The sequence below is a fragment of the Leptolyngbya sp. 7M genome (assembly GCF_018128485.1).
In genome coordinates this window covers 5,282,925-5,301,510 of sequence record NZ_CP070897.1, presented here as the reverse complement: position 1 = coordinate 5,301,510, position 18,586 = coordinate 5,282,925, and the positions used below count along the sequence as shown (strand labels likewise).

Sequence of the window (18,586 nt, the reverse complement as noted above, 5' to 3'; positions counted from 1 at the left end):
TCGCTAATTTTAATCGTATTTAATCCATTAACACGGTGAACGTGTGATGCTGACGAGCGTTCACGCTCAACTATCGGGATTCCTGCAGCGGGACCGTTTCACCTATTGTCCAGACTACGACCGAGCTTGAGAGGCCGAGTCCCGAGAGTCTTCCCGCAAGCATAACTATCGTCTCACCATCGTTGACCGCTCCTGCTTCGAGCAGTGTTCGTTCCCCGGTCTTAAGCATTTCCTCGGTTGCATCGCTCTCAGAACGCATCAGATCCATCATAGTACCTTCACCGATCGCGGCATCCTGTCCGCTTACGTTCAGTTTCTCGTCGTATAGAGGGATCACGCCCCAGATCAGGGCAAGTTGGCTGCATGCATCCGGTGAGGTGGTAAGAGCAAAGGTCTGAAGGCCGGAGCGGAACGATGATAGTCTTCTTGCCATCAGTCCCGATTCGGTAAATACAGCGATCTTCTCGGTTTGGATCTCTTTTGCGGCTGCAGCAGCTGCCTTGCATAGAGCTTGGCTTGTACGCCTGGTCGGGGGCTGGCTGAACTTGACCGGCTTCTTCAATTGGTCCGGCTTTATAGTCTCCGCGGCATCTATGATGCGTGCCATTGTCTTGACCGTTTCCACTGGATAGCTTCCGGTTGCGGTCTCCGCAGAAAGCATCACCGCATCCGTGCCGTCCCAGACTGCGTTTGCGACATCGGACGCTTCTGCTCGTGTCGGATGAGGGTTGTCGATCATCGATTGGAGCATTTGTGTGGCCGTTATCACAAATCGGTCGTTAGCGACCGCCCGCTCAATTATTCGTTTCTGATAGACAGGTACATGCTCGACCGATGTTTCAACACCCAGGTCGCCGCGTGCGACCATTACACCATCGGTCTCTGCAATTATGGCGTCTAGATTCTCGATCGCCTCTGCTTTTTCTATCTTTGCAACTAGCAGTGCACGCCCGAGCTTGCGTTGGTTAAGCTCCTTTATCCTTTCTTTCACCACACGGCAATCCTCGGCGGTGCGGACAAAGGATAAGGCTACATAGTTCAGTGCAGCGGAAGCGTTTTCTCAAGAAAATTTGGGTGCGGCTCCCCTTCAAACCAACACTGCGATTTTTCCTAGCCTATGTGCTGCGTTTAGGCTTTTTAGACGGCAAAGCAGGCTACATCTACGCGCGGCTGCTGAGCCAATACGAATATCAAATTGGCGTCAAGCTCTACGAGCTGCAATACGGCGGTCGTCTAAATAAGGCGACTGATCTGGATCGAGTCACTGATCCGGCTCCGATAGCTGCAACCCCTGCCTCGCTCGATCCCATTCCCCAGCCCGAAGCTTGATTGAACTCACCTATGACATTCACTAATTCCCAGCCGCCTTGCCTCAGCGATCGCGATCATCCTCAGTTCTGCTTCGATCCTAATGCTCCGGCCTTGGTCGATCTGCGGCGCTACGATCAGTCCTGGTTTGACCGAGGACGACCCGGTGCAGTGATTTTACTGTGGTGGCTGGTGCAGGCAATTGTGTTCCCCTTGACGCCCCATTCAGCTCATCGCTGGCGGGTAGCGGTGTTGCGTCTGTTTGGAGCCAAAATCGGTCGGGGTGTTAGCATTCGTCCCACTGCCCGCATTACCTATCCGTGGAACGTCAGCATTGGCGACTATAGCTGGATTGGCGATGATGTGGTGCTCTACAGTCTCGACCGAATTGCGATCGGGCAGCACTGCGTCATTTCTCAGAAAACCTACCTCTGTACCGGCAGTCACCACCTCCAGGATCCGGCCTTTGGACTGAAAACCGCTCCGATTATTATCGGCAATGGAGCCTGGATTGCGACGGATTGTTTTGTTGCGCCCGGAGTGCAAATCGGAGCCAATGCGGTGATTGGGGCACGCAGTACCGTCCTGCGAGACATGCCAAATCAGCAGGTGTGCTGGGGTAGCCCCTGTCAGCCCCGCTATTTCAGGCAGATATCGAATTTGTAACCCAGTTCTCTAGCCAGTGACCATGCCAAGCAGGGCCTGATCTTGAGCCGACTGGCGCTTTTCGATCGGCACATAGGGCATGTTGCGGTCGCCAGTATAGATCTGAGTTGGGCGGAAGATGCGGTTCTCAGCCAACTGCTCTTTCCAATGGGCCAGCCAGCCAGCGGTGCGAGCAATCGCAAACACGGGCGTGAATAAATCTGTCGGAATCCCCAGCTTGCGATACACCAGACCCGAATAGAAATCGACGTTGGGGTAAATGCCTTTGTGACCCAGGCGTTCCTCAACGGCTTGTTCTAGGGCTACGGCGATGTCGTAATATTCATCGCGGCCAAACTTCTCGAACAACTGTTCGGCTAGCTCTTGCAGAATAATCGCTCGCGGATCCTTCACCTTATAGACTCGGTGCCCAAAGCCCATAATTTTGGCTTTTTTCTGCAAGCAATCGTCCAGGTACGGCTCGACGTTATCAATCGAACCGATTTCCTCTAGCATCCAGATCACTTCTTCGTTAGCACCGCCATGCAGTGGTCCAGCCAAGGTGCCAACTGCCGAGGCAACTACGCCATAGGGATCGGTCAGGGTGGAAGCCGTAACCATCGCCGAGAATGTCGAGGCATTGATGGTATGTTCCGCGTGTAGCGTTAGACAAACATCAAAAATATGGGCGGCCAGCGGATCGGGAGCTAGAAACCAGCGAGCAAGTGCCTAGGTCTGAAGCATTTCGCTGGGCCGTGAATCGAGCGATGAGTGCCGCAGAACTAACTCAAACGGCCCAATCAGCTAAAGAATGGCAGCAGGTAGCCAACTGGTGGCAAGAAGCCGTGAAGCTGATGCAGGCGGTTCCTCGCTCAGACGCTAACCATGCCGTGGCGCTCGCCAAAATTACTGAGTATCAGAACAATTTGACCTATGCCCAAAATCGCTCAGCCGCTGCTGCCGACCAACCTGCCGCTACGAAAAACCTCTGGGGCATTGGCTCTCGCCGGGCAATGGTCCTCAAACTGCAAGGCCCGCCAACTGAAGTCGATCGCTATGATTCAATGTGCAAAGAAGTTCTCCATTATGGCAAAAGCAGGATCGAGCTGAGTAATGGTATGGTGACCCAGTACGAAGACTTCGACCGCAAATTCAAGGTCTCTGAAACAGAACCACCTCCTTCAGCCCGCAGTGGTTCAGCCTGGAACCTAGGTTCGACCAAGGAAGATGTTTTTCAAATTCAAGGAACTCCTACCCGGATCGTCAACTATGACTACTCAGATCGGGAAACGCTGTACTACGGCAGCAGCACCGTTGAACTAACCAAGCAGCGGGTCACTGGCTATAGCAACGAAGGTGGCAATCTTCGAGTACGGGTTGTGCCAATCTTGAGCGGCAACGAGGGCGCGGGTAACGTCTGGACGCTGGACTCCAGTCGAGAGGAGATTCTGCGGGTTCAGGGTACTCCAACTCAGGTGCTACTCGATAATTCAGCCTGCTCTGAAACTTTTTACTACGGCAGCAGCAGCATCAACTTCAAGAATGGTTTTGTAGCTGGCTATGACAATCTCGACAGGAATCTGCGTGTCAAAACCCGATAGGCCGCATCACCATAAGTGTCTTGCCCTATAGAATCTGAACAATCTGAACAATAATTAACAGAGCCAGTTAAGGGGGAGATCGCGAATCGGTTGGTTCGGTTTTGAGCTTGTTGCAACTCTACAGATACCAGTATTGTCGTAGTAGAGCGCATTCTAAGCCTCTTTCTACGCCTAGACTATTGCAACAGAGTCGATGCAGTCTCGTGTATAAGTGGTATCTACCAACATTAAGTGAAATCTTGAGCCTGAGTGGGTTGGAGCAAAATCAGCACCCCATTCAGGACAATCAATCGCACCAATTTCCGGCTCAGCAGCGCCTCAAAGCCGAGCGGGAATGGGCAGGAGCGGTTGCGGCCCTCAATGGCTTATTGCAGCAGGGGGTCGAGTCTGAGTCTACTACGCTCAATAGCGCACCTCAGGGTAGCCAAAATACACCGCCTGTGACGGGATTGCTGCTCTCTGGCCCGTTTCCGGTGTTGCAGCAGGCCGCTTGGATGGATCAAATTGCTACCTGGGTGTTTACGGTGGGTGCACCGGGAGAAGTCGTGCAGCTTTTGCCAGCCGCTGAGCACAAACCAGAGGTTCCCTGGAAAGAAATTCCTACCCTACCGCTACGTCCCGATGATCCCTTGGCAGCCGAGCAGTTTTGTCTGGCGCTGACACCAGAGTTTAGTTTGGTCATGACGCTGGGAGAAACGGCAGCCAATCAACCCGCATTTCTGTTTTCCACCTGGACGGGTCTGGCAGGGGATACCGGTGGCTTGACAGGATGGCGTTCTGGCTGAATCGCACAGCCCAGCGGAATGCCCAAACCGGCAGAGTTCGGTGCAGTCGGTACAGATAGTGCAGGAGGCAGCAGATTTTCAGTTCTGGATAGCTCAGGGCGTCCAGGCTGGATAGTTGCAACCAGAACGACAAAGCAAACCGATAAAAAAATGCCAATCGATGAAAACTTTAGTTTCATGCTCACTCACGCCAAACTGCGAGTGATTATAACAGTGTTTTTAACCTTTGTTTTTAGCTTTTGCAGACCATTGCCACTCTACGCAGCGATTCAACCCAATTAAATTCAGAGTATGAGCATCTGGCCTGCTGCAAGATGGCTGTGTGCTTTGAGGCGTTTAGAAACTGAGTTTGCACTCAAGATAAGGTCTATAGGCCAGCCTAGAAATAGTAAATTGTTTAATTAAGCTAGTTAAATCTCAATTTAATGTATTAAATATAACTTTAATTAGTTTATCTCAAGTTAGACCTGAAAATCAGAATCTTAGGCGCAATCGCCTTGCATCAAACTAACAAAATTAGCTTCTTATGTAAAGCTACTTAAAAATTGAAAAACTATGTTTTATATGATGCACAAGCGGGCACGCTGAACTTATGTATTACGTAGATGTGTGCCTATTTCGTGTCGCTTCTCAGACAGCATGGAGAACATCATGGTCACAGGTTTTCAAGATCACTCAATCCCTCAGTTAATCGAACGTCAGGTAGAAAAATCTCCTAATGCAACAGCAGTAATTTTTCAACAGGAGCAGCTGACTTACAGGGAACTGAATGAGAAAGCCAATCAACTAGCCCACTACCTCAAAGAGTTAGGCGTTCAGCCCGAGACGTTAGTTGGCATCTGTGTTGAACGGTCATTGACTATGTTCATTGGTCTTTTAGGGATTCTTAAAGCAGGCGGGGCATACATCCCGCTTGACCCTAACTATCCTCAGGACCGCTTAGAATTCATGCTGGAAGATTCTCAGCTTCCTGTTCTTATCACTCAGAAGCAACTCCTCAGCCAATTGCCGACGCTTGAAAAAGTTCAAGTTGTTTGCATCGACACAGATTGGCCCATCATCAGCCAGCTCAGCAAAGAAAATCCTACCAGTAGCGTGGCCCCCGACCACCTGGCCTACACCATCTACACGTCAGGCTCTACCGGTAAGCCCAAAGGTGTGCAAATCACCCACCGTTCTGTGGTCAATCTATTGCATTCAATGCAGCGTGAACCAGGATTAACACACGAAGATACGCTGCTGGCGATCACCACCATCTCCTTTGACATGGCGGTTCCCGATCTCTATCTGCCTTTAGTAACGGGTGCTCGAATTCGCCTAATTCCTCAGAACGTGTCATCCGATGCTGCCCAACTGGCTGAACTCTTGTCTGAGCCGGATGTCACTTTTGTGCAAGCAACACCGGCTACTTGGCAACTGGTTTTGGCAGCAGGTTGGCAAGGCAATAACCGCCTCAAAATGCTTTGCGGCGGAGAAGCTCTGCCGCGCTCGTTAGCGAATCAACTGCTGGCCAAAGGTGGTTCTCTGTGGCATATGTACGGACCAACAGAAACAACAGTTTGGTCAGTTATCCCTAGTTGTTCAGGTTGGCTTGAGTTGTTCAGGTTGGCTTGCCTCTAATCGGGGTTAATCAGGCTTCTACTACTCTTTTAGTGCATCTTTTTAGTGCAGCGATTTGACCAGCTATCACTTGATGCTAAGGTTCAGTTTAGTTCAGCTTGTCTTGAAATCCGTTGAGCTTCTTTAACCTCTCGTTCTAATTGATCTGCTCCGCCTTGATATTCCTCTGCCAATTCTTCAAGACTATTTGCTACCGATAATACTTCTTGTGCTAGCTGTTTCGCTTCTGCCGATTTTTGATCATAGTTTTGTGAGGCTTCTATAATTTCTGCAAACAGAGCTTTGTATTCCTCAGGAGGATTTTCTAGCCACTTCTCAAACTCATTTCTCCGCTGCTGAACAAGAGCAAGAGCCTGTTGCCATGAGTTTTTTCGGCGCATATCAAGCGCCTCGATTTCCTCATACTTTGCCTTCAGTTGCTGAGTATTATTGACCTCAGCTAGCTCATAAACTTTGGCTTTCAGCTCTTGAAGTTTCATAACTACATTGAATGCCCTAACCTTAGGACTTTCTTATTTGGATTTGTTTCAGTTCTTCACGAAGCCGTTCATTCTCCACACGGAGATCTTGATTCTCCTGGATTAAAGTCGTAATTTGTGTCTGCCGCTGCTCTACTAATGCTCTTGCTTCATCCCTCTGCTGTTTATACCGCTTTGTATGAGCAACTCTGCCCCCTAAGCTTTTGTTGTTTTGAGCTAATTCCTGTCTCCGCTTCTCAACAGCATCGTAGCGTTTTTTGAGTTGTTCTAGCTCTGCCTGCAATTCTGCCTCAGCCTTGCCGTTCTCAGCCTCAGTCTGCAGGGCTTCAGTTTCAGCCTCAAGAGACGCAATTCGTGTTTCTAGTCGCCGGATCTCTTTATCCTTACCGAATAGCTTCTCCTGCAAGGTTTTGATCAGATTCAGTAACTTTGATTTTTGTTGATCTCGTTCGTAACAAGCTTTTTCAAGCTCATGCGCTCGATCTCGGAGACAACCAGCTCGATGTTGTAAAACTTTGGCTGTACATTCGTACTTAATGATCGCAATGATTTTGCTGCGCTCTGGCTCATTCAAGCGTTGAACCGCGGGGCTACGCCAGAGTTCATCATAGTTAGTACAGTCGTGGCGTAACCTTTGAGTTTGAACATGTTCAGGAGCCGCAATTAACTCATAGTTTTTCAGCCGAACTCGCTCGTGCCAGTAATCAAACAATATCTTGTTGTCATCCATATGCAACTGTGTGAAGTGGCTATTTGTCCTTATAGACTACCTAGAAGTTAGCCTGGAGCTATGTTTACTCCAGAGTGCTTTGAAGAATCTTTATCTTATTACAATATTTTGTCCTGTATTCAGGAATTGGTTACAAAGTCCGACAGTACAACCCGACATTAGAGCTATCCGACAAAGGGGAACCGGTAAGTACCAGAAGTTGTCTGTGGCAGCTCATCTCAGTCGCGAATCGCAATTGCTACAAAATCAGAGGCAGACACCTCCTCAACACCCATCAATCGGGCAAGGGAACGACCCCGCCATTGAATCAGCAAATCCTGTCCTTGCGAAGCAAACTGCAGCTGGCCGAAGCGCAACTGACACGCCTCCCCAGAGGCCAATCGTATCGGGGCTGGCGTGAGTATGGGTAGCGTGAACCAGAATTCGGTTGGCCAACTGGGGCACCTTGGCTGCAATCGCCTTTTGCACCCGCTGGACATCAGGAGCACTGAGTCCGACTAAATCGAGCGTCACAACTGCTAAGGGCGTAGTACCATCATCCACCACCATCGCACGGGCGTAGAGCGGATCGTTAACGCGGTTGGCCGGACGGTCGGCATTAAACCCAGCCAGCCAGTAGGTGCGGCTTTGCCAATCGGATGGAGTGATATTAGCTTTGGCAACACCGACCTGATAGGAATTTTGATTAGGATTAGCTAGAGAACGCAGGGCAGCTTTCGTTTTGCCAGTAGAAACAGGCGAATTTTTCATACTAAATTTCATATACAAATCGATCTTTTATTCAACTCTTTATTATAAACTCAGAATTGCTTGATAGGTTTTGGCATAGTATTCCAATATGATAAACTTTACTAACAAGTATGACTGAGTAAGCAATTTGATCAAAATTCAGCTTAATTTAGAGATATCAGGATGAATCAAAAAAAGTTTACAAAGCAACTACCGCAGTACTGTATTGGCTTTGAGCAACGTGTTTTAAGTACCTCGGCATAATTAAAAACCAGATTCAAAACCCTGTGCCGCGGGCGGCACAGGGTTTTGGGTTTTATGTTCAATTATGCTCACCTACTTATTTGAATATATTAAGTTTCCTTAGCCGGATCAGAAAAACGTTTTAGCTTTATTGAATTACATCCCATACGATAAGGTGTCCTTACTCCATCCTTACGACCTCGACGCCAATGCAAAACCGTTGATTAGATGGCCGTTTGATAAATTAGATGATCTTGAGATTGAGCAACGCCACTACCGTTCCTGGATCAATGCCAACAAAGAATTATTCAATGCAGGAGTGCCAGAAGTCTTACCACCACCCCTAGAAGCGCAAAGAGATGAACCTTTTACTGATCCAATGGTTGAGAGAGCATCGAATAAACATCGAGCAATTCAATTCATCAACACTATTGAGAAATTAAGTGACACTTAAAAAAGAGATTTGAATAAAAGATTTACGAATAATCCTTTTACCGGACACATTCCCGTTCGGTCACACAAGGAACTAGCTCATGGTTTACGAGCACGCATACACAAGAAACCCGGTTCGCACATTAATTTCGCGTAACCAACCGGATCGGTTAGACGAAATTGCTCGGTTGGTTGCGGTTCCAGAATCCGCTCTAGTACAAAACCAGCTTCAATCAATGGATTTAACACCGCCTGCCAAGAGCGCCGATAGGAGGTCAGCACCGGATAGGGTTCACCAAACCCATGCCACTCCATTGTGAATTGTTCCACCTCGAAGTAATTACCCGGCGTTAATTGCTTGCTTTGGGTATAGATGAAATCTGCGGTGGGATTGCCGCAGGAGAAAACAAACCTGCCACCAGAACGCAAAACCCGAAAGAATTCGGCAAACACTGGATGCCAATCGGCAATGTTGTCCAACACAAGCGGACATAGCACCAGATCGAAGCTGCCATCATCGGCAAAGTCGAGCGGCTGCGTGATATCGGCCTGGTAAACGTTAACTCGCTGCTCTTCAGGTGACCGAGAGCAAATCGGTCACGTCTTGGAATGCCTGCTGCTGAGAAACTGGCTCCAAGGTGCAAGGGTGCAGGGATCTGATCTGTTGCCAACGTCGGGTGATGACTTCAACCGTTTGCGGCCCTTGCCACAGCGGTAACAGACAAGCAGCGAGGTTGCCATCAATTTCGATCGTTCTTGCTCCCAAAATTTCCAGAAACTGGTCCATCATCAGCGGACGATTGCGCTCAGCAGCTTGCTCAATCGCCTCGCGAACGGTAGCTGTTTGCAAATGGGGATGTAAATAAACCCGATCGCTAGCATGAATATCGGGTAAATTTTGGTGAAACGGCATTGGTGCAGCCGCTTGAACTTCAGTGTGAGTGCACCAGAAATCTAGCAGGCGATGAATGGGGTGAATCAGCTCAAAAAGCTGAAGCTGCTGGGCATAGGATAGGGTCGGTAAACTCAAGCCAATAAAGGCGGGCATTTCCTCCGAGGAGCCAAACAAAGGCTTGAGATTCCACTGCTGCCAGTTCACCATTTCAATCAAGTGCAAGTCTGCTGCTGTCAGCATCGCAAACAGATCGGGAATGGTATAGCCTTTGTCGCCTTGCAGCAAATAGTTCATCCGAATCACCTGATCGCTGACTTCACCATCTGCTTCCGGCGTCCAGGTTTTTTCCTTCAGATCAACCCAGTTGGGCATAGCCTTCATGGTTTCTCGTACCAAGTTCTCTTCCAGTTCACCCGCCTGTTCATGAAACAATCCCATCAGCTCAAACATTTTTTGAGCGCGATAAAAATGCTGCCGTTGAATGACGCTATGGAGATTGGCGCGAATAATTCCGTCCGGCTTGAGAACGGCTTTCATGGTTTGCAGCGCCACGACTGGATCGGGCAGTAAATATAAAACTTCGTCACAATTAATGTAGTCGAACTTCTGGCCCAGTTGCGGCAACTCCTCTGCCGCCAGCACATGAAACTCGATTTGTCCATCATTCAGGTGCGATAGCCGCTGTTGAGCCACCGCAATTGAAGCAGGCGAAACATCCACACCAATTACTCGCGCGCCTGGATTGGCAAGTGCTAGCGTCAGGGTTGTTAGCCCACTGCCGCAACCCACGTCCAAAATCGTCCTGCCCTGAGAACTCACCACTCGGCGATGCTGTAAATAATAGGGCGTTGGCATGCACTGCTGATACAGCCTACTCGGTTCCGGCTGAAGTGGTTGATCAATCGGAGTAGCTGGATAGGGCGCTGCTTCGTATTGGTGCACGATAGCATCGAGAGAATCAATGGCAGGATTCATAGAATCAACTTGATCTTGAGCAACGATGGCATGGAAGGAATCGATTAAAGGATTCATACAATCAATGGTGTACGGTGAATTAATGGTGTACGATATGCCTGCCGTCAGGCTATCGCCAATGCGTCTGTAGCCGCCAGCAGTTAGATTAGGAAAGAAAGTGCTGAGTGCAAAGGTGGCTAATCCTATCACACCCAGCACCATCACTAGCGCTGCTTGACCAGAAAGGTAGAGGATTGCGCAGATGCAGTCATGTTGCCTATGAGCAACTGAGAAAAAGCCATTGCAAACCCGCGAATGCCTACCTTAAAGTTAATTGCCCTTAATCCAGATCCTTATAGATCCCAACAGTTGCTAAATTTTCAAGTAACTGCTCGAGTTCTGACTTTCCCAACGATCAATAAACCCTAATGTGACTAATGGTGTGCTAATGCACATCTGCACTAGATCGAAAACATTAGTATTGAATACAACCCAATGCCTATTTTCTATCATTGAACATATATAAAAAAGCGTCTACTCTTTCATTCTAATCTCCGCACAAACGGAATATTCGCTCGTGAAAAAAAGGCAGCTAGATCAACCCCAATCATTTGATAGTGATAAGAATCTATCTGCAATAGATGTGGGATTAGGGCGTTGAGGATTGCTATCGACCTAATACTCCCATAGCCATATACCTCAACATTAATGATTCAAAACTGATCTCTCAAGTACATAGAAATAAATTCCCAGTCGTGACCAAAATTACTCGAAAGACAATTGTGTACGGTTGGCTGCTGATTGCACAACACACAATCCTGACTTGCTGTAGGTGAGAATTTCCCAGATATCCAATCAAACTACATGCGACATCGACTACAAGTAAGCTGCCAGTATACAAACCGTGCCATTTGGTCCAAAGACAAAACAAATTCGAACGCTTGATTGCTAATCTTGCTTAGTAAAATATCATCCTTGCTCTAGCCCCAAGAGCTGAATGGCAAAGCATTACTCCGACGTAGCCCACGTCTAAAATCAACGCCTGCTAAAACCGTAATACCATTCGTGTGTAAAAGAATTGATCAGTAGGTTGGATCGCAGCTGAGCTGAAGACCTGGATCTGAGAATCATTCACGACTTGCACCCTAGTTGTAAACACAGACGCAATTCTATCATGATTAACTTTTTTCTCAATCATCTCGATCATTTTAATAATTTTGAAAGAATTTTATGGGAATGTACTTAACTCAGTATACCTGAGTATCCGCACAAGTCCAGTATATTAAAATACTTTAATAGAAGGTGGCCCAAATCTTGGTGCTGCTCTCAACTGTGCTCCAAATAACGAAATGAGTAATAGGTATCCATTTGGCAATTTGAGTTGCTATAGTGTAAATCTCACAAAAAGTTAGCCGGAATCAGGTGGCGATGATTAGGGTTCTGAATAGAGCCGAGGTCACTGTATATTGGATTCTGTGTTAGAGAGTCTTTGGCGGTTTGTCTTTTTTAAGGAGTCCTGATTAGACGGCATGTATTATTTTTTAGCAAAAGAGTTTTTTGCATACGCATGAATTTATATAGCACTATTAGACACAATGCAGATCAGCTCTCTAGTATTAAATATTTATAAAATTGGATTGGTGGGAACCTTTGGTGTGAGTTTTGGTGTGAGTTGTCTTTGCTTGAGTCCAGCCATTGCTTCAGCTACTCTGCCAACTGGTTCACTGCAAAGAGAAACTACTTCTTCGAGGGCGGAGGACCCCTATACCTTAGGGGCAGGGGATCAAATTAGAATCGACATCTTTAAGCTAACCCAATACAGTGGTGAGAACACTGTTCTTGTGGATGGTACACTCAACCTTCCTGTGGTTGGTAGTGTATATATTCGAGGAATGACGCTTGAGCAGGCTGCCAGCGCGATTGCCGCGCAGTACTCCCAGCGGCGGATCTTGCGAAACCCGATTGTAACCGTTAGCTTGATCAGTTTCAGATTCAGTTTCAGATTCAGTCTCACAACAACCGATCCTCCTAGAGTTCACCTTTCTAAGTTAGGCAACAATTGTGAAACCTAGCTGAGTTTTTCATAAGGAATGATCGAGGCAAGGATTGATCTGGTTTTTTTTCAACTCAAATCAAGGCTTCGCTAAACCTAAAATAAGCTGTTTGAGCAACTCAACCAAAACGCGAGCCTGACTCTGAGGCACCCAGTGCCTTTAAGGTGGTTCGTTGGGCTTCGGTCAGACCTGTGGCTCCGGTAATATTCATGCCTTCGTAGGGGCGAGGCGTCCGTAAGGTATGGAGGCAGGTTCCAGTAGTGATGTCCCAAAATTTGATTGTTTCGTCATAGCTGCTGCTAACCAGGATTTCGCTAGCGTCAGGTTGGGGAAGAAGCGTCAAATCAGGCTGATTCTGCTCATCAAGTTGATCAACCGTTGGCAAAAAGAGGACACTTGTGACAATGCCAGTATGACCTTCCAGGATCTGAATACATTCACCAGACTGTAGATCCCATAATCTTACTGTTTGATCAAAGCCGCCACTTGCTAAATATTGACCGCCCGCACTAAGAGTAATGGATATAATCGCCGCTTGATGTCCAGTTAAGGTACGTAAGCATTCACCTGTTTCAATAGCCCAGATTTTAATTGTTTTATCAAAACTACAGCTAATTAACTGTTGATTCTGGGGGTGAAAAGTAATTGACCAAACTGTACCTTGATGTCCCTCTAGAGTGTTCAAACAAGCGCCCGTAGCAGTATCCCAAATCTTGATTGTCTGATCAAAACTGCCGCTGATTAAAGTCTCCCTGTTCGGACCGAATATGGTTTTGACCACACCAGCTTTATGTTCTTGTAGAGTTCTAATACAGTGGCCGGTATGAGTATCCCATAGTTTAATTGAGCCATCAACGCTGCTGCTAACTATCTGGTCTCCGTTTGGGCTAACCATGACTGACCAGATCCAGCTTGTATGGCCGTGTAGGGTATTGAGACATTGCCCGGTTTGCCAGTTCCAAAGTTTGACGGTGCGATCGCCACTGCTGCTAGCGAGTAGAGGTTGAACCAGAGCTTGGGGCGCAAATGCCACAGACCAAACTCGATGCGTGTGACCCCGCAAGGTTCTAAGGATTTCGCCAGTCTGGATATGCCAGAGTTGGATCGTTTCATCTTCGTGACCGCTGGCGAGCAGGTGCTGCGTGGTATTGGCCGTCAAACAGAGAATGCCATTGGTATGCCCTCTCCAGGTTTTACTACACCTACCGGTCTGAAGATCCCAGATACGAGCCGCATGGTCATCGCCACCGCTGGCTAGGGATTGACCATCTGGACTGAACGTCACCCACCAGATGCGATTACTATGTCCTTGCAATGTACGGATACATTCGCCAGAGGATATATCCCATAGTTTGATCATTTGATCGTAGCTAGAGCTGGCAAGCTTTTGGCTATCTGGGCTGAAGGCAACAGCAGTAACCGTCTCCTGATGGCCTTGTAAGGTTTTAAGGCATTGCCCGGTTTCAACCTGCCAGAGTTTGATTGTGTGATCGCTACTGCCGCTGGCAATCCAGCTTCCGTCTGGGCTGAAGGCGACCGATTTGACCCAATTCCTCGAAATTTATTCATGTTGTACCAAGTTCTGCCACGTCATTAGAACGCCGTGTCTGTAGCCCACACCCGATTTAGGACTACGAAGACCCGATATTTTTCATTTCTCATCTATCATCTATCACTTGTGCAAATTTTACTACAATTCTTATTCACGTGTTTTCGTCTTCGTTCTGCGATAGACTTGTTGCGTGAAACCCGAGATTCTTTCTTCCAAAACAATTTACACCGGAAAGGTTTTTGATATTCGCGTGGATAAAATCCGCGAAGGTGAGGTTAGATATGAGCGGGACATAATCGTTCATCGCGGGAGTGCGGTGATCTTACCGGTGTTTGCCGATGGAACGATTGCTCTTGTAAGGCAGTATCGGCACGCGGCTGGGAAATATCTGCTTGAACTTGCCGCCGGAACGCTCGAAGCTGGTGAAGATCCGCTGGACGGTACAAAACGTGAGCTTGAAGAAGAGATCGGCGTAACCGCAGGCAAGATAGAAAAGCTCTCGGAATTTTACGTCTCGCCCGGTTTCTTAACCGAAAAAATGTACTTGTTTTTGGCAACAGATCTCACCGAAACAAAGCAGAATTTAGAAGCAGACGAGATCCTCACAATCGAACGACATTCATTCCCTGCCCTCCTCGAAATGATCCAAAACGGCGAGATCGAAGATGCTAAGACCATCGTTGGTATTCTGCTAGCCTCCACGCATCCGGCTATTGCGAGTTCCTGAATCTACCGAAGAGCAGATGATCTTGATCTCATACTTCCGTCGCTTGCTGTTTCTTAAGGATCTGATCCCGTATCTCCTGTACGTGAGAGATATCGTCAGGGACAATGTCAGCCAGCGTAACCACGAGTTCACCCTTGCGGGCGTATTTTATCGCGTGCTGAATTGCGTCGCGGCTCTCCGGAATAATACGAACCTGCGGTTCCTTACCGGTTCTATTGATCCCTTCCTGGATCAGAGCTGCGATATCAGAAGCGTCGCGCCCACGAAGGTAGTGTCCCGCGCGGATCACAATACGGTCAAAATTGTTTCCTGCTATCTCGCCCATCTCTCTGATATCGTCATTGCGACGATCACCTGGGACATTTATCACGACGGTGCGATACTTGTTCGGCAGTTTGGAAATAAAGTTCACCAATCCGCTGAAACCTGCCGGGTTGTGAGCATAATCCATAAGCACCGTACAACTCCCGACCTCAATGAAGTTGAGTCGTCCGGGCGTTTGCGCGGTTCCGGCATTGAAGGTTGTCAGACCAACCCGAATGTCTTCGATCGAGATCCCGTGAACAAAACAGGCAAGCGTTGCCGCAAGCACGTTCTGGATCATAAATTCCGCACGGCCGCCATACGTTAGCGGAATATTGCTGGCCTTCTCCACTCGAACCTTCCATTTACCTTTGAGGATCGTGACATAGCCATTCTCATAGACGCACGAAACGCGGCCGCGTTCGGCACGCCGCTTTATCGTCGGATTATTCTCATCCATCGAAAAACAGACGACGCGGCCATCTACCAACTCCTTCATCTTGTACACCAGCGGATCCTCTGCATTCAAGACAGCATATCCGTTCTTACTTACGGCCCGCGGGATCACCGATTTTACCCGCGCAAGATCCTCAAGCGAGTCAGTGGTCAGTTCGCGGGCTTGATAGTTGCTAATCTGCGCTAACCTGCTGGCCGGTCAGTTTCTTCGACCGCTGCGACTAGACGCTGCAACGTATCGGTTAATTGGCCCAAGCGCTCCAGTGCACTATCATGATTTTCTGCCAGGGTTTGGACCGCATCGCTCAGCGCAAAAATTTGATATCCCTGCTGTTGCACTTGAGTGGCCAGCGCATCGACCTGAGTGGCTAGGCGATCCACGGCTTCGGTCGTCGCCAACACAGCTTCTCCAATCTGGAGGACTACAGACTCTAATTGATTTGGTTGAACGTCCACTCCTTAATCACCTTCGGTGCGTAACCTCACTCCGTAGCTTAATCTGAATTCTAAATCCGATCAAAACGGCATAACTAAGCCTACTGTATTTGCATAATTAAGCCTACTGTATTCTGGAGTGGTTGCGCTAAAGAACCGTTGACATCGGCAAAAATTGTGAGAGTGTGGGCGAAAAGAGCTGGAAATAGAGATGATTGGGGTCGAAGCAGGGCAAAAGCGATTTTTTATAGCATTGCTGCCTCCGGTTGAGGTACAGCAAGATACAGCCGCAATTATTGAGGAGCTAGGCCAGCGCTACCGCACCTCTGCCGCCAAGGCACCACCTCACATCACCCTACAACCGCCCTTTCTGTGGGCCGAGGTGAGCACGCTAGAGAACCATCTAGCTCCATTTGCCAGCCACCAGTCTGTGATCCCGATCCACCTGTCAGGGTTTGGTGCCTTCGCGCCACGGGTGCTCTATATCAATGTCTTACCAACGCCTGAGCTGTTGACCGTGCAGACTGCCCTTAGCCGCAAGCTAGAAACTGAATTGGGCATCGTGGATCCGATGGCTAAACGACGACCTTTTGCGCCCCATCTGACGGTCGCTTCCCGCAACGTGACTCGCCAGACCTTTCGGCAAGCTTGGGCTGAATTGCGGTCGCGCCAAGCCGAGTGGCAGTTTGTGGTAGAACGACTAACCCTACTGATTCATGATGGCCACCGCTGGCAAATTCAGGCCGAATTTCCATTCGCTCACCGTTTTACGGCCCTATGACTATCGTTAAGGAATTTTGCGGATCGGGCATACTTGAAGCTGAATCTAAAGCAAGGCAGTGCTAGTGGCAAGAGTTGAGATATGGATTCCAGAGTGCAAATCATCCAAGTGTCCGGTATTTTAGATGGAATGAATGGGGGGCAGCTACGTCGTACCATTGATGAGATGCTCAAGGCCGGAACTCGTGTGATTTTGATAGATTGCACTGCGGTGGAGTTTATGGATAGTTCTGGTTTAGGTGCTCTAGTCATGGCGCTGAAACAGACCAAGCTGCTCGGTGGACAACTCTCGCTCTGCGGCATCAACGATCAGGTCAAAATGCTGTTAGATCTGACGAATATGAGCAAGGTGTTTAAAATATTTCCGAGCTGTGAAGCGTTTAAGCAATCGGTGTAGCTTATGCTAGTACCGGCTCTTGGTGTAGGCATCTATTCAAACAGCAGCTATCCAAATATCAACTATCCGATCCAAATTGAACCGTAACAACCGTAACTCCGTGCAAAGCCTAGCTGAGTGTTTTAGTCTGTAGCGTTTTCTGAAAGTGTTTTCTGAGCGTCCGGTGGTGCTTTTGCCACAGCCTGATTCACCCACTAGTCCCAGCGTTTCACCTCGCTTGATTTCAAACGATAGTCCATCGACCGCCTTGACCCAGCCAACCCGGCGCTGTAATACCATGCCGCGCATCAAGGGAAAGTAAACCTGCAAGTTCTCGATCTGCAGCAGAGTATCAGTTTGTGGCTGCGTCAGTTGATCGCTGGTTTGAGATGGCATCATAGGGCTAGGACACAAATAGGGTTAGGCGACAGAAGGAGCATTGGGTGTTGGCGGTTGGGGGTTGGTTTCTTGCAGAATGGTGGCACCGACCGGCTTCACCCAACAAGCCACCGTGTGATGATCGCCAACCAACTCTAGGGGGGGATCGATGACGTGACACTGCTCGATCGCAAACCGGCAGCGCGGCGCAAATGGGCAGCCTTGCGGATAATCAATCAGATTGGGTGGTAGCCCTTCAATTGGCTTGAGTGTGGCTTGACGCTGTTCATCCAGGCGCGGCATGCTTTGCAGTAAACCAATCGTGTAGGGATGGCGCGGATTTTTGTAGAGTTGCCGCAGTGGGGCTTGTTCAATGATTTGGCCAGCGTACATGACAAGGATGCGATCAGCCAGGCCAGCTAGTAATGACAGATCGTGGGTAATCCAGATCACTGCCATGCCGAGTTCGGCTTTGAGTCGCTTCACCAGTTCTACAATCTGAGCTTGAATGGTCACATCTAGGGCGGTGGTTGGCTCATCGGCAATCAGCAGTTTGGGATTACAGGCCAGGCCCATCGCAATCATTACCCGCTGCCGCATTCCGCCCGAAAACTGATGGGGGTAACTACGAATCCGTTCAGCCGCATTGGGAATGCCCACATATTGTAGAAGCTGAATGGCTCTGGCTTTAGCCTCGGTAGATGTCATGCCTAGATGCAGCTGAATTGCTTCAGTCATTTGTTTTTCGATCCGCAGCACGGGGTTGAGCGAAGACATTGGGTCTTGGAAGATCATCGCAATCTGGTTGCCGCGAATCCTGCGAATCTCCTGATCGCTGAGCTGCAGCAAATTACGTCCCTCAAACCGCACTTCACCGCCCGTAATTTGACCAGGAGGTGAGGCAATTAGCCGCATGACCGATAGCATTGTAATGCTTTTACCCGATCCCGATTCGCCGACAATGCCAACCGTTTCGTGTTGGTCAACGTGGAACGAAACGTTATTCACCGCATGCACAACGCCGTTCGAAGTAAAAAAGCGAGTTTGGAGTTGCCGAACTTCAAGCAGGTGATTCATAAATCAAAGTAAACTTCTACATGAACT

At 48.6% G+C, this 18,586-nt stretch carries 21 protein-coding genes and 2 pseudogenes; 11 read left to right on the top strand and 12 right to left on the bottom strand.

Annotated features, from left to right (window positions below; all coding sequences use genetic code 11):
- Positions 1-70 precede the first annotated feature (70 nt).
- Positions 71-991 carry a pyruvate kinase gene (locus JVX88_RS27680; protein ID WP_211621784.1) on the bottom strand — a complete coding sequence of 307 codons (921 nt, stop codon included), beginning with the start codon at positions 989-991 and terminating at the stop codon, positions 71-73.
- Between the two features lie 50 nt (positions 992-1,041).
- Here JVX88_RS27680 and JVX88_RS27675 point away from each other — a divergent pair, with 50 nt between their 5' ends.
- Both JVX88_RS27675 and hpsU read left to right on the top strand, forming a co-directional pair.
- Positions 1,042-1,329, top strand: coding sequence for a hypothetical protein (locus JVX88_RS27675; RefSeq protein WP_263975274.1), 288 nt, complete (start codon positions 1,042-1,044; stop codon positions 1,327-1,329).
- Positions 1,330-1,341: 12 nt separating this feature from the next.
- Positions 1,342-1,974 (top strand): hormogonium polysaccharide biosynthesis acetyltransferase HpsU, encoded by a 633-nt coding sequence (gene hpsU / locus JVX88_RS27670; RefSeq protein ID WP_211621783.1) that lies wholly within the window; start codon positions 1,342-1,344, stop codon positions 1,972-1,974.
- A 9-nt stretch (positions 1,975-1,983) separates the two neighbouring features.
- Here the strand turns inward: hpsU and JVX88_RS27665 are convergent.
- Positions 1,984-2,652: pseudogene (locus tag JVX88_RS27665) on the bottom strand (citrate/2-methylcitrate synthase); the annotation flags it as partial.
- Between the two features lie 26 nt (positions 2,653-2,678).
- On the opposite strand from JVX88_RS27665, the gene JVX88_RS27660 reads away from it, so the two are divergent.
- The 4 genes from JVX88_RS27660 (at position 2,679) to JVX88_RS27645 (ending at position 5,959) form a co-directional block, all read left to right on the top strand.
- Positions 2,679-3,554 (top strand): hypothetical protein, encoded by an 876-nt coding sequence (locus JVX88_RS27660; RefSeq protein ID WP_211621782.1) that lies wholly within the window; start codon positions 2,679-2,681, stop codon positions 3,552-3,554.
- Between the two features lie 254 nt (positions 3,555-3,808).
- Complete coding sequence (locus JVX88_RS27655; protein WP_211621781.1) at positions 3,809-4,339, top strand: hypothetical protein; 531 nt, start codon at positions 3,809-3,811, stop codon at positions 4,337-4,339.
- 18 nt (positions 4,340-4,357) lie between these two features.
- On the top strand, positions 4,358-4,621 hold the full coding sequence (locus tag JVX88_RS27650; RefSeq protein WP_211621780.1) for a hypothetical protein: 264 nt from the start codon (positions 4,358-4,360) through the stop codon (positions 4,619-4,621).
- Positions 4,622-4,990: 369 nt separating this feature from the next.
- Entirely contained in the window at positions 4,991-5,959 is a 969-nt protein-coding gene (locus JVX88_RS27645; protein WP_211621779.1) for an AMP-binding protein, read from the top strand.
- 83 nt (positions 5,960-6,042) lie between these two features.
- Here the strand turns inward: JVX88_RS27645 and JVX88_RS27640 are convergent, their stop codons facing one another.
- From JVX88_RS27640 to JVX88_RS27630, 3 genes are all read right to left on the bottom strand, one after another.
- Complete coding sequence (locus tag JVX88_RS27640) at positions 6,043-6,438, bottom strand: hypothetical protein (RefSeq protein WP_211621778.1); 396 nt, start codon at positions 6,436-6,438, stop codon at positions 6,043-6,045.
- A gap of 22 nt (positions 6,439-6,460) precedes the next feature.
- Positions 6,461-7,168, bottom strand: coding sequence for a hypothetical protein (locus tag JVX88_RS27635; protein WP_211621777.1), 708 nt, complete (start codon positions 7,166-7,168; stop codon positions 6,461-6,463).
- A gap of 264 nt (positions 7,169-7,432) precedes the next feature.
- The gene (locus tag JVX88_RS27630) at positions 7,433-7,918 is read right to left on the bottom strand and encodes a hypothetical protein (protein ID WP_211621776.1); all 486 of its coding nucleotides are present in this window, start codon (positions 7,916-7,918) and stop codon (positions 7,433-7,435) included.
- A gap of 397 nt (positions 7,919-8,315) precedes the next feature.
- Here JVX88_RS27630 and JVX88_RS27625 point away from each other — a divergent pair, with 397 nt between their 5' ends.
- Complete coding sequence (locus JVX88_RS27625) at positions 8,316-8,594, top strand: hypothetical protein (RefSeq protein ID WP_211621775.1); 279 nt, start codon at positions 8,316-8,318, stop codon at positions 8,592-8,594.
- Between the two features lie 77 nt (positions 8,595-8,671).
- Here JVX88_RS27625 and JVX88_RS27620 read toward each other — a convergent pair whose 3' ends face one another.
- Positions 8,672-9,166, bottom strand: coding sequence for a class I SAM-dependent methyltransferase (locus JVX88_RS27620; RefSeq protein WP_211628895.1), 495 nt, complete (start codon positions 9,164-9,166; stop codon positions 8,672-8,674).
- Positions 9,147-10,643: a class I SAM-dependent methyltransferase gene (locus JVX88_RS27615; protein WP_211621774.1), complete on the bottom strand. Its 1,497-nt coding sequence runs from the start codon at positions 10,641-10,643 to the stop codon at positions 9,147-9,149. The genes JVX88_RS27620 and JVX88_RS27615 overlap by 20 nt, the downstream gene beginning before the upstream one ends.
- A gap of 1,373 nt (positions 10,644-12,016) precedes the next feature.
- On the opposite strand from JVX88_RS27615, the gene JVX88_RS27610 reads away from it, so the two are divergent.
- Positions 12,017-12,493, top strand: a complete 477-nt coding sequence (locus JVX88_RS27610) for a polysaccharide biosynthesis/export family protein (RefSeq protein WP_211621773.1) — start codon at positions 12,017-12,019, stop codon at positions 12,491-12,493.
- Between the two features lie 100 nt (positions 12,494-12,593).
- Here the strand turns inward: JVX88_RS27610 and JVX88_RS27605 are convergent, their stop codons facing one another.
- Positions 12,594-14,036, bottom strand: a complete 1,443-nt coding sequence (locus tag JVX88_RS27605; RefSeq protein WP_225931750.1) for a WD40 repeat domain-containing protein — start codon at positions 14,034-14,036, stop codon at positions 12,594-12,596.
- 181 nt (positions 14,037-14,217) lie between these two features.
- On the opposite strand from JVX88_RS27605, the gene JVX88_RS27595 reads away from it, so the two are divergent.
- A complete protein-coding gene (locus JVX88_RS27595; protein WP_211621771.1) occupies positions 14,218-14,754 on the top strand; it encodes an NUDIX hydrolase in 537 nt (178 codons plus the stop codon).
- 28 nt (positions 14,755-14,782) lie between these two features.
- Here JVX88_RS27595 and JVX88_RS27590 read toward each other — a convergent pair whose 3' ends face one another.
- Both JVX88_RS27590 and JVX88_RS27585 read right to left on the bottom strand, forming a co-directional pair.
- The gene (locus JVX88_RS27590; RefSeq protein WP_211621770.1) at positions 14,783-15,625 is read right to left on the bottom strand and encodes a glutamate ligase domain-containing protein; all 843 of its coding nucleotides are present in this window, start codon (positions 15,623-15,625) and stop codon (positions 14,783-14,785) included.
- Positions 15,626-15,696: 71 nt separating this feature from the next.
- On the bottom strand, positions 15,697-15,969 hold the full coding sequence (locus JVX88_RS27585) for a hypothetical protein (protein WP_211621769.1): 273 nt from the start codon (positions 15,967-15,969) through the stop codon (positions 15,697-15,699).
- A 190-nt stretch (positions 15,970-16,159) separates the two neighbouring features.
- Between JVX88_RS27585 and JVX88_RS27580 the strand changes: the two genes are divergently transcribed.
- Together JVX88_RS27580 and JVX88_RS27575 are read left to right on the top strand one after the other, a co-directional pair.
- Positions 16,160-16,729 carry a 2'-5' RNA ligase family protein gene (locus tag JVX88_RS27580; protein ID WP_211621768.1) on the top strand — a complete coding sequence of 190 codons (570 nt, stop codon included), beginning with the start codon at positions 16,160-16,162 and terminating at the stop codon, positions 16,727-16,729.
- 81 nt (positions 16,730-16,810) lie between these two features.
- Positions 16,811-17,125, top strand: coding sequence for an STAS domain-containing protein (locus JVX88_RS27575; protein WP_211621767.1), 315 nt, complete (start codon positions 16,811-16,813; stop codon positions 17,123-17,125).
- Positions 17,126-17,278: 153 nt separating this feature from the next.
- Here the strand turns inward: JVX88_RS27575 and JVX88_RS44475 are convergent.
- Together JVX88_RS44475 and JVX88_RS27565 are read right to left on the bottom strand one after the other, a co-directional pair.
- A pseudogene (locus tag JVX88_RS44475) lies at positions 17,279-17,500 on the bottom strand (ATP-binding cassette domain-containing protein); the annotation flags it as partial.
- 24 nt (positions 17,501-17,524) lie between these two features.
- On the bottom strand, positions 17,525-18,559 hold the full coding sequence (locus tag JVX88_RS27565; protein WP_211621766.1) for an ABC transporter ATP-binding protein: 1,035 nt from the start codon (positions 18,557-18,559) through the stop codon (positions 17,525-17,527).
- Positions 18,560-18,586: the final 27 nt, after the last annotated feature.

Coding starts and splice junctions, on each gene's coding strand:
- JVX88_RS27635 (WP_211621777.1), bottom strand. CDS start 7,168: ATGGATGACAACAAGATATTGTTTGATTACTGGCACGAGCGAGTTCGG.
- JVX88_RS27575 (WP_211621767.1), top strand. CDS start 16,811: ATGGATTCCAGAGTGCAAATCATCCAAGTGTCCGGTATTTTAGATGGA.
- JVX88_RS27645 (WP_211621779.1), top strand. CDS start 4,991: ATGGTCACAGGTTTTCAAGATCACTCAATCCCTCAGTTAATCGAACGT.
- JVX88_RS27640 (WP_211621778.1), bottom strand. CDS start 6,438: ATGAAACTTCAAGAGCTGAAAGCCAAAGTTTATGAGCTAGCTGAGGTC.
- JVX88_RS27580 (WP_211621768.1), top strand. CDS start 16,160: ATGATTGGGGTCGAAGCAGGGCAAAAGCGATTTTTTATAGCATTGCTG.
- JVX88_RS27650 (WP_211621780.1), top strand. CDS start 4,358: ATGCCCAAACCGGCAGAGTTCGGTGCAGTCGGTACAGATAGTGCAGGA.
- JVX88_RS27610 (WP_211621773.1), top strand. CDS start 12,017: ATGCAGATCAGCTCTCTAGTATTAAATATTTATAAAATTGGATTGGTG.
- JVX88_RS27630 (WP_211621776.1), bottom strand. CDS start 7,918: ATGAAAAATTCGCCTGTTTCTACTGGCAAAACGAAAGCTGCCCTGCGT.
- JVX88_RS27615 (WP_211621774.1), bottom strand. CDS start 10,643: ATGGTGCTGGGTGTGATAGGATTAGCCACCTTTGCACTCAGCACTTTC.
- JVX88_RS27565 (WP_211621766.1), bottom strand. CDS start 18,559: ATGAATCACCTGCTTGAAGTTCGGCAACTCCAAACTCGCTTTTTTACT.
- hpsU (WP_211621783.1), top strand. CDS start 1,342: ATGACATTCACTAATTCCCAGCCGCCTTGCCTCAGCGATCGCGATCAT.